13 protein-coding genes are annotated in these 16,336 nt (G+C 63.4%); 8 read left to right on the top strand and 5 right to left on the bottom strand.

Features of this window, described 5'->3' with window-relative positions; translation table 11 throughout:
* Window positions 1-139: 139 nt before the first annotated feature.
* Entirely contained in the window at window positions 140-1,435 is a 1,296-nt protein-coding gene (locus tag JQ591_RS32455) for a dicarboxylate/amino acid:cation symporter (protein WP_211400040.1), read from the top strand.
* 12 nt (window positions 1,436-1,447) lie between these two features.
* The gene (locus JQ591_RS32450; RefSeq protein ID WP_211400039.1) at window positions 1,448-2,368 is read left to right on the top strand and encodes an amino acid ABC transporter substrate-binding protein; all 921 of its coding nucleotides are present in this window, start codon (window positions 1,448-1,450) and stop codon (window positions 2,366-2,368) included.
* A 182-nt stretch (window positions 2,369-2,550) separates the two neighbouring features.
* Here the strand turns inward: JQ591_RS32450 and JQ591_RS32445 are convergent, their stop codons facing one another.
* Window positions 2,551-3,366, bottom strand: coding sequence for an ATP-grasp domain-containing protein (locus JQ591_RS32445; protein ID WP_211400038.1), 816 nt, complete (start codon window positions 3,364-3,366; stop codon window positions 2,551-2,553).
* Between the two features lie 388 nt (window positions 3,367-3,754).
* Here JQ591_RS32445 and JQ591_RS32440 point away from each other — a divergent pair, with 388 nt between their 5' ends.
* The 3 genes from JQ591_RS32440 (at window position 3,755) to JQ591_RS32430 (ending at window position 6,935) form a co-directional block, all read left to right on the top strand.
* Window positions 3,755-4,528, top strand: coding sequence for a ferredoxin--NADP reductase (locus JQ591_RS32440; protein WP_211400037.1), 774 nt, complete (start codon window positions 3,755-3,757; stop codon window positions 4,526-4,528).
* 339 nt (window positions 4,529-4,867) lie between these two features.
* Window positions 4,868-6,589, top strand: coding sequence for an FMN-binding glutamate synthase family protein (locus JQ591_RS32435; RefSeq protein WP_211400036.1), 1,722 nt, complete (start codon window positions 4,868-4,870; stop codon window positions 6,587-6,589).
* Window positions 6,590-6,695: 106 nt separating this feature from the next.
* Entirely contained in the window at window positions 6,696-6,935 is a 240-nt protein-coding gene (locus JQ591_RS32430; RefSeq protein ID WP_211400035.1) for a PilZ domain-containing protein, read from the top strand.
* 110 nt (window positions 6,936-7,045) lie between these two features.
* Here the strand turns inward: JQ591_RS32430 and JQ591_RS32425 are convergent, their stop codons facing one another.
* Complete coding sequence (locus JQ591_RS32425; protein WP_211400034.1) at window positions 7,046-8,341, bottom strand: hemolysin family protein; 1,296 nt, start codon at window positions 8,339-8,341, stop codon at window positions 7,046-7,048.
* 240 nt (window positions 8,342-8,581) lie between these two features.
* Between JQ591_RS32425 and JQ591_RS32420 the strand changes: the two genes are divergently transcribed.
* Together JQ591_RS32420 and JQ591_RS32415 are read left to right on the top strand one after the other, a co-directional pair.
* Window positions 8,582-10,657 carry a methyl-accepting chemotaxis protein gene (locus JQ591_RS32420; RefSeq protein ID WP_211400033.1) on the top strand — a complete coding sequence of 692 codons (2,076 nt, stop codon included), beginning with the start codon at window positions 8,582-8,584 and terminating at the stop codon, window positions 10,655-10,657.
* Window positions 10,658-10,775: 118 nt separating this feature from the next.
* The gene (locus JQ591_RS32415) at window positions 10,776-11,507 is read left to right on the top strand and encodes a sulfite exporter TauE/SafE family protein (protein WP_211400032.1); all 732 of its coding nucleotides are present in this window, start codon (window positions 10,776-10,778) and stop codon (window positions 11,505-11,507) included.
* A 7-nt stretch (window positions 11,508-11,514) separates the two neighbouring features.
* Here JQ591_RS32415 and JQ591_RS32410 read toward each other — a convergent pair whose 3' ends face one another.
* From JQ591_RS32410 to JQ591_RS32400, 3 genes are all read right to left on the bottom strand, one after another.
* Entirely contained in the window at window positions 11,515-13,491 is a 1,977-nt protein-coding gene (locus JQ591_RS32410) for a carbohydrate porin (RefSeq protein WP_211400127.1), read from the bottom strand.
* Window positions 13,492-13,891: 400 nt separating this feature from the next.
* Window positions 13,892-14,152, bottom strand: a complete 261-nt coding sequence (locus JQ591_RS32405; RefSeq protein WP_211400031.1) for a hypothetical protein — start codon at window positions 14,150-14,152, stop codon at window positions 13,892-13,894.
* Window positions 14,153-14,291: 139 nt separating this feature from the next.
* Window positions 14,292-15,098: a creatininase family protein gene (locus JQ591_RS32400; protein ID WP_211400030.1), complete on the bottom strand. Its 807-nt coding sequence runs from the start codon at window positions 15,096-15,098 to the stop codon at window positions 14,292-14,294.
* 209 nt (window positions 15,099-15,307) lie between these two features.
* On the opposite strand from JQ591_RS32400, the gene JQ591_RS32395 reads away from it, so the two are divergent.
* Window positions 15,308-16,330: an ABC transporter substrate-binding protein gene (locus tag JQ591_RS32395; protein WP_211400029.1), complete on the top strand. Its 1,023-nt coding sequence runs from the start codon at window positions 15,308-15,310 to the stop codon at window positions 16,328-16,330.
* The last annotated feature ends 6 nt before the right edge of the window (window positions 16,331-16,336 follow it).

The following is a 16,336-nucleotide window of genomic DNA, read 5'->3' as shown; positions in this document are numbered from 1 at the left end:
TTGTGCGCTGCATGAAGGCTAGATCGCGGGCGACAGTTTCGCAACGGGAACATCCGATCGCTGCGGTCGCACGCCAAGCGTGTTGCGTCGTCGTCATATCTGCGACATCATGAAGCGGCCGGTGTAGCGGGGGTCTTCAATGTCGAACAGGTTTACGCAATACATTCTGGTGGCGATGGTGCTGGGCATCATCATGGGCGCGGCGATTTACAATCTCCTGCCCGACACGCGGGGCGACTGGGCCTCGTCCATCAACCTGATCGCCGTGATTTTCCTGCGCCTGATCAAGATGATCATCGCGCCGCTGGTGTTTGCGACTTTGGTCGGCGGCATTGCCCATATGGGCTCGGGCTCCAAGCTCGGTCGCATCTTCGCCAAGACCATGGGCTGGTTCGTCAGCGCCTCTTTCGTCTCGCTGATGCTCGGCCTCGTGATGGTCAATCTGCTCCAGCCCGGCGCGAATTTCCCCGGCACGCTGCCTGACAAGGCGCAGTCGACCGGCCTGCCGGTTTCCGCCTTCTCGATCGAAAAATTCCTGACCCATCTGATCCCGACCTCGATCGCGGATGCGATGGCGCAGAACGAGATCCTGCAGATCGTGATCTTCGCCGTGTTCTTCTCGGTGGCGATGGGCTCGATGCCCGAGCGCTCCAAGCCGATCCTGGCGCTGATCGACGATATCGGCCACATCATGCTCAAGGTTACGAGCTATGTGATGCTGTTCGCGCCGTTCGCCGTCTGGGCCGCCATCACCGCGACGGTTGCGAAGAACGGCCTGCTGGTGCTCTGGAAGCTCGTCGTCTTCATGGGCGGGTTCTATCTCTCGCTCGCGCTCCTGTGGGGCATCCTGGTGATCGTCGGCTTCATCGTGATCGGGCCGCGCTACAGTCACCTGCTGAAGCTGATCCGCGAGCCGCTGATGATCGCGTTCTCGACCGCGAGCTCTGAAGCGGCCTATCCGAAAACCCTGGAGGGGCTGAACAAGTTCGGCGCCTCGTCGCGGATCTCGAGCTTCGTGCTGCCGCTCGGCTATTCCTTCAATCTCGACGGCACGATGATGTACTGCACCTTCGCGAGCGTCTTCATCGCGCAGAGCTATCACATCGACATGCCGCTCGGCACGCAGCTCGCGATGCTGGCGACCCTGATGATCACCTCGAAGGGCGTCGCCGGCGTGCCGCGCGCCTCCCTCGTGGTGATCGCCTCGACGCTGTCGCAGTTCGGCATCCCCGAGGCGGGGCTGTTGATGATCATGGGCATCGACACCTTCCTCGACATGGGCCGCAGCGCCACCAATGTGATCGGCAACACGCTGGCGACCTCGGTCGTGGCCAAGTGGGAAGGCGAGCTCGGGCCCGAGCACGAGCTTGGACCGGGCGATGCCGTGCCGGGGGACATGATCCCCGGCGAAGTGCCTGCGATGGCCGGCCATTGATCGGAGTGCATCATGCGCCTTTCAATGGCGATATCGGGCGGCCTGTCGCTGGCAGCGTGCCTGCTGGCAACGGGTGCCTCCGCCCAGACCGGTGGCAGCGAAGGGCTTAGCCCGACGCTATCAGCCATCAAGAACGCGCACACCGTGCGGCTCGGCTATCGCGAGAGCTCGCCGCCGTTCTCCTTCCTCGACCAGTCGGGCCGGCCGATCGGCTACAGCCTCGAGCTCTGCGAGGCTATCGTCGAGGAGATCGGCGTCGAGATCGACGATCCCAATCTGAAGATCGGCTACGTCAAGGTCACCTCGGATGACCGCATCGACGCTGTGCTCCAGAACAAGATCGATCTGGAATGCGGCTCGACCACGGCCAATGCCGAGCGCGGCAAGCGTGTCGCCTTCTCGCCGCTGATGTTCGTCGCCGGCACCAAGCTGATGGTGCCGAAGGCGTCCAGCGCCCAGTCCCTGGCCGATCTGAAGGGCAAGACCATCGTGGTGACGAAGGGCACCACCAACGAGCAGGCGATCCAGGCGGCCGACAAGAAGTCCTCGTTGGGACTGACCATCGTTGTCGGTGCCGATCACGAGCAGTCGTATCAGATGCTCGTCGACGGCAAGGCCGATGCATTCGCGACCGACGATATCCTGCTGTCCGGCCTGATCGTGCGTCACAAGGCACAGGACAAGTTCCGCGTCACCGGCGATTACCTCTCCTACGACCCCTACGGCATCATGTTCCGCAAGGGCGAACCGCAACTGACGGCCGTGGTCGATCGCACCTTCCGCAAGCTCGGCTCCAACCACGACCTCGTCCCGCTCTACAATAAATGGTTCACCGCAAGACTTCCGACCGGCGAACGGCTGAACGTGCCGATCTCGCTGCAGCTGGAGGAAGCCTTCAAGGCGATGGATGATTCCGCGAGCGCGAATAACTAGGGCCAACGGGATCTCTGAAGAATTGTTCGGAGGATCTCCGTCATCCTGAGGTGCGAGCTGCGCAGTGCATCTGCACTGCGCGGCGATCCTCGAAGGATGAACGGCCCGGATGCAGCTACAGCCGGGCCGTCGCCCTTCGAGGGCCGCTGAAGAAGCGGCCACCTCAGGGTGACGGTGATAGATTAGTGCTCGCGGAGAGCTTCCCCAAACACCCGATCCAGCGCCGCGTCGTACGTCGCCTGCACCAGCTCCGGATGCAGCTTCGCCAGAGCTTCCATCATCACGCCGGAGTTGATTTCGAGCACGCGCCAGACGCCGTCAACGCTCACGACGTCGATCGAGGCGAAGGTGATGCCGATGGCATTGGCGGCATCGACCGCAATCTTGACGCAGGCTGTGCGAACCTCGCCGTCCTCCATCAGCACCGGCGTTGCACCCGCATCGAGATTGTGCCGCCAATCCGGGCCACGCTGCTTGCTGTAGACGACGAGTGGCACATCATCGAGCAGTACCACGCGAACTTCGTCCTCGATCACGACATAGGGCGAGATCACGAGCCCGGCGCTCATCGAAAAGACATCGCCAACCGCATGGTCGAGCTCCGCCTCCGTCGTCGCTTTGAAGACGGATCGTCCAGATGTCCCCTCGTTTGGCTTGACGACTACGCCTTGCGGATTGTCGTGAAGCAGCACCAGCGTTCCCTCTCGCCAGCCGGCGCCAACAACATTCTTGCCCAGCTTCGGGTTGAGGAAGAGGTGATGGGCAATGCAGGGCACGCCCTCGAGCGCCAGCACCTCGGCGGTGGCCGATTTGTCGTTGGCCAGGCGGTGCGCGATGGCGCTGTTGAGACCGATGTCGTAGCCGAACGCGAAGTGGCGCTGTTCGCCCCGGCGCATCGCGAGCAGCCAGCCGCTGGCGCGGACATCGAGCGCGATGCCATGGTTCACGCAATAGCGCTTGATCGCCTGGACGAAGATCCGCTCGCCGCTCGCCGCCATGTGTTTCAGTCGTGTGTTCCAGTCGTTCTTGTCGCCAAAAGCCGCAAAAATGCGGGAAACGGCGCCAAACCGGGATGAAAGTCAGAGCTATTCTTAATGAAATTCTCGCGAGCGCTACGGAAATTAAGTGCTGTATTCGAGCCCCTGAGGGAAAAGAAATTGCCCTCCGCGTGCGCCAGACAGCAGATCCATTAATGATGTGACCATTTCCGCCGCAAATGCCGGTTTGACCGGCATCAATTGCATCCGGAACGAGGTTGATTATTGGTCTCAATGGCGTAGATCACACACGAGAAATCCTCCGCCATGGCAATGGTGTCCGCCCCGCTTTAAGGGGCCGGGCAACGCTTTTGCCCTAAAACCGCAATTATTCGGAATATCGAAAATCATGAGCGCGTTTTACCGAGAGAAGGTTCTTTCCGTCCAGCACTGGACCGACACCCTGTTCAGCTTTCGCGCCACCCGCGATTCCGGCTTCCGCTTCCAGAACGGCCAGTTCGCGATGATCGGCCTCGAGGTTGAGGGCCGCCCGCTGCTCCGTGCCTACAGCATGGCGAGCGCCAATCACGAGGAAGAGCTCGAGTTCTTCTCGATCAAGGTTCAGGACGGCCCGCTGACGTCGCGTCTCCAGAAGATCAAGGAAGGCGACACCATCCTGGTCGGCCGCAAGGCGACCGGCACGCTGATCACCGACAATCTCATCCCCGGCAAGCGGCTGATGCTGCTCTCGACCGGCACGGGTCTGGCGCCCTTCGCCAGCCTGATCAAGGACCCCGAGGTCTACGACCAGTTCGACAGCATCGTGCTGGTGCATGGCTGCCGCCAGGTCTCAGAGCTCGCCTATGGCGAGAAGCTCGTCGCCAGCCTTCGCGAGGACGAACTGTTCGGGGAGTTGCTCGCGGACAAGCTCATCTACTACCCCACCGTGACCCGCGAGCCGTTCAAGAACCGCGGCCGCATCACCGACCTCATCAGCTCCGAGCAGATCTTCAACGACATCGGCCAGGGTCCGCTCGACATCGCGACCGACCGCATCATGATGTGCGGAAGCCCGGGGATGCTCGAAGAGCTGAAACTGATGTTCGAGGGCCGCGACTTCGTCGAAGGCTCCGGCAACAAGCCTGGCCATTTCGTGATCGAAAAGGCGTTCGTCGAGCGCTAAGCCCTCTCGGTGTCGTCCTGGCGAAAGCCAGGACCCATACCCACCGAGTGAAGTTTGCCCACCGAGTGAAGTTTGGCGAAAGCTGCTCGTCGTCAGTCTTCGCATCATCCACCCCGCTTAAGGGGTTACCGGTCCTGGCTATCGCCAGGACGGCGGTTGTGGGTAAAGCGCCTTGACCGGTTAAGGCCACGTCCTCCCTACCATCTCTGCTGCACTGCAAAAGCCTGTCCATCGGGCTGATTGATTTGTCTCCGCCGAATTCGCTAGCCTGAAACAAGGGCCGCGTCATATCCGTATGACAGGCGCGGGCGTATCGTACCGCCTCATGCTGGCGAGAGGATGGGAATCGTGGCCGACGAGAATAAGACGCAGGAATCATCCAACTTATCGCCCAACTTATCGACCAAACGGTTGCCGCTGGCGGAAGAGGGGCTCATGGAAACCCTGCTGCTGCCCTTCTCCCCGCGCTTCATCATCCTGACGATCTGCGCGGTGGTCACGGCGCTGCTGATCGGCATCGGCTTCGCCGATGGCAAGATCTTCGACATCCTGCTGATACCCATCGCGATCTTCGGCGCGCTGACGGCGCTTGGCGTCCGCGACCTCATGCAGAAGGGCCATGCGGTTCTGCGCAACTACCCGATCTCGGCGCATATCCGCTTCCTGCTCGAAGAGATTCGCCCGGAGATGCGGCAGTATTTCTTCGAGAGCGAGAAGGACGGCATGCCGTTCTCGCGCGATATCCGCGCGGTGGTCTATCAGCGCGCCAAGATGCAGCTCGACAAGCGCCCCTTCGGCACCCAGGAGGACGTCTACCGCGAGGGCTACGAGTGGATGCATCACTCGGTCTCGCCGAAGTCGCATGTCGACGAGAAATTCCGCGTCACCATCGGCGGGCCGGATTGCGCGAAGCCCTATTCCGCTTCGGTGTTCAACATCTCCGCGATGAGTTTTGGCGCGCTCAGCCCGAACGCCGTGCGCGCGCTGAATGCCGGCGCCAAGAAGGGCGATTTCGCGCATGACACCGGCGAGGGCGGCGTCAGTCCCTATCATCGCGAGATGGGCGGCGACATCATCTGGGAGATCGGCTCGGGCTATTTCGGCTGTCGCCATCTCGACGGCACCTTCGATCCGGAGGCGTTCGCGCGTGTCGCCGCGCACGACCAGATCAAGATGGTCGAGCTCAAGATCAGCCAGGGCGCCAAGCCCGGCCATGGCGGCGTGCTGCCGGCGGCGAAGGTCTCGGAGGAGATTTCCAAGATCCGCGGCGTTGCGATGGGCGAGGATTGCATCTCGCCGGCCTCGCACCGCGCCTTCTCGACGCCGATAGGCATGATGCAGTTCATCGCGGAGATGCGCCGCCTCTCCGGCGGCAAGCCGACCGGCTTCAAGCTCTGCATCGGCCATCCCTGGGAATTTCTGGCGATCTGCAAGGCCATGATCGAGACCGGCATCTATCCTGATTTCATCGTCGTCGACGGCAACGAGGGCGGCACCGGCGCGGCGCCGCTGGAGTTCATGGACCATCTGGGAATGCCGATGCGCGAAGGGGTCAATTTCGTCCACAACGCGCTGATCGGCATCAATGCGCGCGACCGCATCAAGCTCGGCGCCTCCGGCAAGATCGCCACCGCGTTCGACATGGCGCGCGCCATGGCGATCGGTGCCGACTGGTGCAATTCGGCGCGCGGCTTCATGTTCTCGCTCGGCTGCATCCAGTCGCTGAGCTGCCACACCGACCGCTGCCCGACCGGTGTCGCAACGCAGGATCCGACACGGGCTCGCGCGCTCTACGTGCCGCTCAAGATCGACCGCGTGCACAACTACCACCATGCGACGCTGCACTCGCTGAGCGAGCTGATCGCCGCGGCCGGCCTTGAACATCCGCAGCAATTGCGGCCGATCCACTTCAGCCAGCGGACGTCGACGACCCAGGTGAAATCCTTCGCACAGCTCTACCCGTCGCTGCGTCCGGGCGAACTGCTCGAAGGCACCGAAGATCCGCGCTTCCGCGACGCTTGGCAGATGGCACGGACGGAGACGTTCCAGCCGGCGCTGTAGAGCGCCGGTCCGTTGCATGATACCGCCACGTCGGACCGCGCGTAAATTTATCGGGAGTCGGGTTGCAGCTTAACGTCTGTGTCAGTTTTGGGTGTAAATTGACCCTATGGACGAGCGACGCAATAGAGCCAGACATCGCGTGCTGAAGGCCGGGACGATCGAGTTCGGCGGCGGCGCGATCGACTGCACCGTCCGCAACCTGTCCGATACCGGCGCCGCGCTCGACGTCACCAGTCCCGTCGGCATCCCCGACCATTTCAGTCTGTTCGTCCAGGCCGACGGAACACATCGCGCCTGCACCGTGGTCTGGCGCAAGGAAAAGCGGATCGGGGTGAGATTCGGGTGAGGCTCTGCGTTTGACGTGAGCTCGTGAACCTTGCTCCGCGGTCGTCCCGGCCTGGTGCGCAATTGCGCACTAGGCCGGGACGACGTGTGGAGAGTATCGCGAGCGCTCGCTCACCCCGTCTCTACTTCGCTCCGCCGGCTCGCCAGAATCTTGTCGATCCTCCGTCCATCGAGATCGATCACCTCGATATGCCAGCCGCCGAGGTCGAAGGCGTCGCCGACATCGGGCAGCACGTTGAACTGTTGCAGCACGAAGCCGGCGACAGTGTTGTAGCGGTGTGGCGGCAGTTCGATGCCGAGCAGCTCGCCGAATTCGTCGACCGGCATCCAGCCTGAGATCAGCAGCGAATCATCCGTGCGCTTGACGTAGGCCGGTTCCGGCGGGCCTTCCTCGGAATGGAAGGCGCCGACGATCGATTCCAGAATGTCAGCCGTCGTCACGATGCCTTCGAAGGCGCCGTATTCGTCGTAGACGAGGCCGACATGCACCGGCGCCGCCTTCAGGATCGCCAGCACGTCGCGGGCATCCGCCGACGCGGGAATGCCAGGCGCCTCGCGAACCAGCACGCGCAGATCCGGCGTGCGCTCGTTCATGTAGGCGACCAGCAGGTCCTTGGCCTGGAGCACGCCAATCGGCTTGTCGCGGTCGCCGTCGGACACGGGAAAGCGCGAATGCGGACTCGTCGCGATGATCGCTTGAATGCTCTCCGGTGCATCGCGCAGGTCGATCTCGTTGACCTCCGTGCGCGGCGTCATGATCGCGCCGACCGGCCGGTCGCCGAGCCGCATCACGCCTGCGATCATCTCCTTTTCGCCCGATTCCAGCACGCCCGCGCTTTCGGCCTCGCTGACGAGGTGATGGATCTCGTCCTCCGAGACCTTCTCCTCGCCTTTGCCGCCGCGGCCGAGCAGCGAGAGAATCAGCTTGCCGGAGAGATCGAGCAGGAAAACGAGCGGCAGCGAGATCCGTGCCAGAACGTGCATCGCAGGCGCAACCTTGACCGCGATGCTCTCGGGGTCGCGCAGCGCCACCTGTTTCGGCACCAGCTCGCCGACGATCAGGGTGGCGTAGGTGATGAGCGTGACGACGATCCCGACGCCGACGATGTCGGCAATCCCTGCGGAAAGGCCGAGCTCGAGCAGCCATTGCGTCAGCCGCTGTCCGAGCGTCGCACCCGAGAACGCGCCGGAGAGCACGCCGACCAGCGTGATCCCGATCTGCACCGTCGAGAGGAATTTGCCGGGGTCGGCCGCGAGCGTCAGCGCCCGCTCGGCGCCGCGTACGCCCTTGGCGGCGAGCATTGACAGCCGGGCCGGTCGCGACGAGACCACGGCCAACTCGGACATGGACAGCAAGCCGTTGATGACGATCAGGACGACGACGACGGCGAGTTCGACGGAGAGCATTGACGTTCCGAGGTAAGGGAGTGTGGCCGGATGGCGGCACAAGCATTGATATAGGTATTCGGGGACGAAATGCCGATGATTCTGTCGCATCCGGCATCGCGAGGGAACCTCGGCGACACGTTCCGGAAGGCACGGGGACGCCGACACCCCGCGGAACTACGGGCATGCCGTTGCTTAACGGGCTCTTAGTGGCCACCAGCTAGGTTTTCGACATTTGCAGCAATGTATTCGGGGATCAGGATGCGGATCGGGAAGCTCTTTGCGCTGTCAATGCTGACGGTGACGGTTTTTGCAGTCATCCTTGGCGCCGAGGTGCTCATACCCCAGACGCGCATCTTCACGAACCGCTCCGACGCGATCAAGACGGTCGACGCATTCGGTGCGACCCTGATGGTCAGTCAGCACGTTGCCGGCCTTCGTGCCCCCTACATTTCCCCGATTTTCCAGGAGAACCCTGCGACGCAGGTCCAGATCGAAGCCGCCGCGAAGGCCGCGAAAGGGGCCGATGCCGCATTCGAGGGCGCAAGGCGCGCCATCATGGTGCTGGATGATTCCGGACCGATGATCGAAAACCTGGATCGTGCCGCGCGGCGGCTCAAGGACATCTACACGGCGGCAGATCGCGCGATGAGCGTTCCCCTGGCGACGCGCGACAGCGCTGTGATCAAGGGCTTCCTTCCGGGCGTTGCCGAGGTCATCGGCAATATCGAGCCGATCATGAACCGGCTTGAAGCGAAGGTCATCAATGCCGATTCCTCGCTTGCGGCGCTGTTGAGCCTGGCGCGAACGGCGCAGGATCTGCGCGTCTCGGCCGGCAGCCGCGCCGCCACGCTGTCGCCGGCGCTGAGCGCACGCCGACCGCTCACGGCCACCGAATTCTCGCTGATGGATCGTATGCAGGGGCGCGTAGAGGCCGACCGCGAGCGCATCGAGGCCGGCATCGACCAGCTCGGAAGCCCGCCCCGCATCGCCGCCGCGCTGAAGGCGGCGACGGATTCTTATTTCGGCAAAGCAGCGCTCGTGGTGGACAAGGAGATGCCCGCGGCACGTGGCGACGGCAAATACGGCGCCAACGCCGAGGAACTGGCCAACGTCATCGTACCCGCCATCCAGATGTTCTACGGCGTGCGCGATGCCGCGCTGGCGGAAGCAGCTGAACGCGCCTCGGCCTCGCGCGACGGCGCGCTTGCGATGCTCGCGCTCGCGGGCGTGGCGGTGCTGGCGCTGCTGGGAACACTCGGTGGCGTGACCATGATGCTGCGCAGCCGCGTGGTGACGCCGCTGAGCCGGATCGCGGACGTGATCGCGACGCTCGCCGCCGGACAGCACGAGGTCGAGATTCCCGTGACGGGCCGCAATGACGAAATCAGCCAGGTGGCGGGCTCGCTCCAGCACTTCAAGGATTCGCTGGTCGCCAAGAAGGCCGCCGACGAGGCAGCCGCGGTCGAAGCCGAGGCGAAGCTCCGGCGCAGCCAGCGCATGGACCAGATCGCGCGCGACTTCGAAGCGTTGATCGGCGACGTCATCAACACCGTCTCGTCGGCATCGTCGGAGCTGGAAGTGTCAGCGGGAACGCTGACGAGCACCGCCGATCAATCGGAAAAGGTCACCGCGACCGTCGCGGCCGCCTCCGAGCAAGCCTCCACCAATGTGCAGACCGTTGCCGCGGCCGCGGAGGAAATGGCGTCCTCGGTCGACGAGATCAGCCGGCAGGTCCAGGACTCCGCGCGCGTGGCCAGCGAAGCGGTGCAGCAGGCGGGGCGGACCAACGACTACGTCGGCGAGCTCGCCAAGGCGGCCGGCCGGATCGGCGACGTGGTCGAGCTCATCAGCCAGATCGCGGGCCAGACCAATCTTCTGGCGCTCAATGCAACGATCGAGGCGGCGCGCGCCGGCGAGGCCGGGCGCGGCTTCGCCGTGGTCGCCTCCGAGGTCAAGGCGCTCGCCGAGCAGACCGCCAAGGCTACCGGCGAGATCAGCCAGCAGATCACGGGAATCCAGAGCGCGACGGAGGATTCCGTCGGCGCCATCAAGGCGATCGGCGACACCATCACCCGCATGTCCGAGATCGCATCGGCGATCGCCTCGGCGGTCGAGGAGCAGGGCGCGGCGACGCGGGAGATTTCCCGCAACGTGCAGCAGGCGGCACGCGGCACCCAGCAGGTCTCCGCCAGCATCGTCGATGTGCAGCGCGGCGCGAGCCAGACCGGATCGGCCTCCTCCACCGTGCTTGCGTCAGCGAGGTCGCTGTCCGGCGAGAGCAGCCGCCTCAAGCTCGAGGTCGGGAAGTTTCTCGACGCGATCCGGGCCGCGTAACATCGTCATTGTGGAAGGAAGCGGCTTCACCTAGGCTTGCAGCCTTGGGGGTGTCGCAGCCTCCCCGTGAAGTGGGTGATCCCACGCAAGCGCTGCTCGCTGATGTTTGGAGCGAGCAATGGATGGGATCACAATCGAGCTTACCCTTTTCCTGACGGCCACCTTCGCCGGCGCGTTCGTCGCCGGCCTCTCCGGCTTTGCCTTCGGCCTCGTCGCGGCATCGCTGTGGCTTTACGTGCTGACGCCGCTTCAGAGCGCCAGCCTGATCGTCGGCTTCGGCCTTCTGGTGCAGGGCTACTCGGTCTGGAAGCTGCGCAGCGCGCTCGACTGGCGTCGGCTATGGCCCTTCATGATTGGTGCCGTCGTGGGCGTGCCGGTCGGAGTGTCACTCCTGACCTCGGCCGATCCCAAGAGCGTCCGCATCGTGGTTGGAACGATCCTGATCGTCTACAGCCTCTATGCGTTCTTCAGGCCGCAGCTCAAGCTCGCGACCGTCGATCCGCGCGCCGCCGACCTGTCGATTGGCTTCGTCAACGGCCTGCTCGGCGGGCTGACCGGCCTTGCCGGCATCATCGTCACCATCTGGTGTAATCTGCGCGGCCTGCCCAAGGAGGTCCAGCGCGCGACCTTCCAGCCGGTCGCAGTCGTGGTGTTCGCCATGGCGGCGCTGCTGCTGGGCGCCAAGGGGGCGCTCACGCTCGACACCGCAAAGCTGTTCGCGCTCGGCCTGCCGTTTCTCTTTGCGGGAACGTGGCTCGGGCTAAAACTGTTCGGCCGGATCGATGAGGCGGTGTTCCGCAAGATCGTGCTCGCGCTGCTGTTCGTCTCCGGCGTCGCGCTGCTGTTCTGAGCCGCGATCAGAACTCCCCGTGCAGCCGGCCGGAGAATACCGACACCGGGCCGCGATCAGCGTTGTAGGCGGGGTTGACGATGAGCTGGTAGTCGGCGGTGAGGGTCAGGCTCTTGTTCACCGCGTAGGCGTAATAGGTTTCGAGGATGCGCTCCTTGCGGTAGTTGAGCGCGCCGTCGCCGATGAGAACACCGAGGCCGCCGGCGGCCAGGAAGTCGCGATAATCCTGCGAGATGGCATTGATGGCGCCGCCGACGCCGATCACGTCATCGGGCCGGCCCCATTTCGTGCCCTTGATCGAAAGGCCGCCGGACAGGCTGCGATTGATGTCGGTGAAGGCCAGCGTTTCGCTCTTGCCGTCGTTCCAGCTCCAGCGGCTGAACAGCCCGACATCGTCCGTGATCGCCTGCTCGAGATTGACGACATAGCCGACCTTGATGCGGCCGCGCCGAGTCTGCGCGATGTCGAGATTCAGCGCCGGATTATCCAGCGTCTCGCGGAAGCTTCCCATATTGGCGCTGTCGAGCCAGCCCATGGTCCTGAGCTTGCCGGGCTGGCCGAACAGCGAGAAGCGCGTCTCAAGCTCGACCACGTACTGGCCGCGCTCCCCGACCTTGGTGTCGAAATGATTTGAATTGGGCTCCGCGACCATCAGGAAATAGCCGCCGCGCAGCGCCCATTGCTTCTGGTTGAATTCGGCGGTGACGCCGTAGGTAAGGCCGACCTTGTCGGCGGAATAGTCGAAGGCGCCCGGCGCCCACAGCGACCAGTTCATGAAATCCTTGCGGGTGTCCTTGGCATAGGCATTGCCGTCGAACACGTCGACCACCGCGAATTTGCCGGCCTGCACCGTGAGCCTGGAAACATCGACCTTCTGCCCAAGCTGCAACTGGCCGCTCGCGAGCTCTTCCTGCTCGCCGCCAAAGCCAAACGTCTGGCGCACGAACAGGCGCGACGTGTTGTAATGCGGATAGGGAAAGTTCGACTTCTGCGCTTCGCCATTCGGGAAGCCGGCGGCACCAACGGTGTCGTTCAGTCCAAATCCCTGCAGCAGTTCGGGATTGTAATAGACCTCGCCGCCGTCCCACAGCTTCGCGTTCAGGAACAGGCTGTTGCTCCAGGTCGCCTTGGCCTGCTTTGACGGCGAGAGCGAATTCGGCCCGGTGTAGAGGGCGGGGAACGACGGATAGCCTTGCGGCAGATAAGTGCTCTGGCCGTGGATCTCCCAGCGATCCGATTCAGTGTCGATCAGCGAGCTGATCCCCGAACTCTTGGGACTGTAGCTCGGCATGCCCGGCCAATCGACCTTGCGGTTGAGGCCGAGCCGTACCGACTGGAAGTCGAGCGATGAAGACGTGTATTGGGCGCCCGTGGAGAAGGCGACATTGGCGCCGTCGAAGCGGCTGTAGAGATATTCGAGCCGTGCGCTCCAATGCGGTGCGAAGCCGTATTCGATACCGGCACCCGCGATCCAGCCGGGCCGCGTGTTCAGGATTTTCGGCACTTCGGCGCCGGAGGCCGGTGTGTCGAAATAGCGCTCGCCCATCCATGCAAAGCCGCCGGTGGCGTAGACGAGCCAGGAACCGCTGGTGTAGCCGACGCGGCCGCGCAGGCTCGCGGTGTAGTCCCATTGCTGCGTGACGGTGTTGGCGGGTGTCGCCAGGAAGGAGACGATCGAGTTCGAGGTGATGTAGTTCGGAAACGAAAAATCGCCTTCGACGCCGACCAGCCAGCCCGAATTGAGCCGGTAATTGTAGCCGGCCTGCACGCCGCCGATCATGCCGCTGAAGACGCCACTGTCGCCGATCGCAGCGCCGTCGTTCAGCGCAAAGCGGGACGAGCCGAGGCTATAGCCGGCATGCGCCCCGATATAGAGGCCGGTCCAGTCGTAGACGGCCTTGAGCGCCGGCGCCTTCAACGGGAGATCGGCCGCGTTGCCGGTGGCGGGAAGCCCCAGCAGGCCCGCGATCGCCGCTGTGCGCAACAATTTCTGTCGGTGTCCTCTCAACGTCAAAACGCACGCCCCCAAACGCGAATGTGTCCCACCCGCCGCGATATCCCTGCCGATTCGCGGCGACCCTGTCATCAGGTCTTAGGTGCTCCCGCCACCGGGTGAGATGATCTCGATCCGGCGCGACTTCTTCCCAAGCCCCTGAGCTTGTTGCGAACCTTATTGCGATTAATTCGCAATAGCAACTAGTCCATATTGCCGCAGAGGATGGTTCGCACCGCTGTGTGACGAGGCTGCAACAAATTCCCGGGGCCCCAAAACGGATGACCCCGCCCGGGGGGACATCCGGGCGGGGTCGGGGGCACGACACGGGGTGGATGAGGCGCCCGTGTCGGACGCAGGATCCACGTGAGATCGGCCTCAGGTACTCAAATCAGAAGCAGGTACGCACGCGGCCAACGTACTGGCCGAAGGCGTTGTACTGGGCGGCCCAGCCGCAGCGGTGATAGCCGTAATAGGGATCGTTGCTGGCGGCGATCGCGGAGCCGACGACGGCGGCGGTGGCGATGCCCAGGCCGACACCGACGCCCCAGCCGAGCGGCTTGGCTTCGGCCTGCGAGGTGGTGGACGCGATGCTGCCGGTGACGGCGAGGGTAGCGAGAGCGAGAGCGGCAATCTTGGTTTTGATCGACATTTGAAACTCCATCCGGGTTGAGGCGGTCCGTTGTGGCCCGCGTACCGAGTTGGACGGAGGCTCCTCGAATCCGGTTCGAAGGCCGCGGATCCGGTCGTGGATTCCGGATCTTTACTGAATAATTCCAATAGGATGAGCGCTAGCCGAGCGGGCCTTTGGCGAGCCTGTTCACGTCGAAGTTATCAACCTCGGCAAGCAGCTCGCAAAACGCGTGGGCGCCCTGGTCGATGAGCTGGTCGCCCTTCGCGGCCACGGCCAGCGTCGCATTGCCGACGGCGCCGCTCGCGTGGAGATCCTGCGCCTGCCAGGCGAACGGTGCGGGCCGCTGCGTCGACAGCCAGCGATATTGCTGCTCCATCGCGATGCTGCTCGCGGGAAAATCCGCGATCGCGTCAACGCGCACCTGATCGGGATAGCGCGCCAGCATGATCGAGGTCTCGACCGCGCCGCCGTGGATGCCGTGGCGCACTTCGTCCGCCGGGAACAGGCTGTCCGCGCCCGACAGCCGCGACCACGACGTCGTGACAACAAACAGCTTCTGATGCGCGCGAAGATCCTGCGCGATCAGCATCATTGCCGCGCTGTTGCCGCCATGGCTGGTGATGATGACGAGCTTCTTCACGCCGCGCCGCGCGACGTCCTCGCCGATTCCTGTCCATCGCTTCAGCGCGATTCCAGTCGGCAGCGTCTGCGTGCCCGGATAGTCGATATGCTCGGTGGAAATCCCGATCGGTTCAACGGGCAGGAAAGTGGCCGGAGCGCTCTCGGGCAGGAACTCGCGCACCCGCGCGAGATAGGCATCCGCGATCAGCACGTCGGTCTCGAGCGGCAGATGCGGGCCGTGCTGCTCGGTCGCCGCCAGCGGCAGCACTGCGATCCAGCGCGAAACCTCAGCTGGGCTGGCATCGGCCCAGCTGATCTCGGTCCAGTCGCGGGAAGGCGTCATCAAGTTTTCCTTGGAGTTTTTCTTGGAGGTTCTCTTGGAGTTTCTCTTGGAGGTTTTCTGGAGGCTTTCTTGGAGGTTTCTTTGCCCGAATTTGTCACGTAATTTGGGGTAGCAGGGGACGCGGGCCTGGCCGGCTCGCGTCCCCGAACGTCTTGCGGTTTTATCGCGTTGCCTTCACATGGGCCAGCAGCGATCGACGGAGTCCCATCATGAGCCCTTCTCATCTGCGGCGAGCCTTAACGGCGGGCCTGATGGCCGCTTTCGTCTCGGTCGTCCCGGCGCGCGCCGAGACCCTGGACAAGGTCATGTTCGGCACCAATTGGGTCGCCGAGGCCGAGCATGGCGGCTTTTTCCAGGCCGTCGCCGACGGCACCTACAAGAAATACGGCCTCGACGTCACCATCGTTCCCGGTGGTCCCAACGAGAACAACCGGATGCTCCTGATCGCCGGCAAGATCGATTTCTTCATGGCCGCGAACACGCTGATGTCGTTCGACGCGGTCGCCAACAACGTCCCGGTCGTCACGATCGCCGCGGTCTTCCAGAAGGATCCGCAGGTGATGCTGACGCAGCCCGATGCCAAGGTCGCCAAGATCGAGGACCTCAAGCCGCTGACGCTGTTCGTCTCCAAGGAGGGCATGACCAGCTATTTCCAGTGGCTGAAATCCGAATACGGTTTCAGCGAGAAGAACGTTCGCCCCTATAATTTCAATCCGCAGCCCTTCATCGCCAATCCCAAGAGCGCGATGCAGGGTTACGTCACCTCCGAGCCCTTCGCGGTCGAGAAGGCCGCCGGCTTCAAGCCCAACGTATTGCTGCTCGCCGATGCCGGCTTCAACACCTATTCGACCCTGATCGAGAGCCGCCGCGACGTGGTCGAGAAGAAGCCCGACCTGGTGCAGCGCTTCGTCGATGCCTCCATGGTGGGTTGGTACAATTACATCTACCGCGATAATTCCGCGGGCAACGCCATGATCAAGAAGCTCAATCCGGAGATGACCGACGAGCTGCTCGCCTATTCCGTCGCCAAGATGAAGGAATACGGCATCGTGGATTCCGGCGATTCGCTGAAGAACGGCATCGGCGCGATGAGCGACGAGCGCTACACCTCCTTCTTCAACAAGATGGTGAAGGCAGGCGTCGTGAAGCCGGACCTCGACTTCCGCAAATCCTATACGCTGCGCTTCGTCAACAAGGGCGTCGGCGTCGAGCTGCGCCCGAGCAAGCCGTAACGCAAG

Origin of the sequence: Bradyrhizobium canariense (genome assembly GCF_018130465.1) — a bacterium.
In the GTDB taxonomy this organism is placed as follows: domain Bacteria; phylum Pseudomonadota; class Alphaproteobacteria; order Rhizobiales; family Xanthobacteraceae; genus Bradyrhizobium; species Bradyrhizobium canariense_C.
The sequence above is the reverse complement of the archived record's forward strand: the minus strand, read 5'-3'. Positions and strand labels throughout refer to the sequence as shown.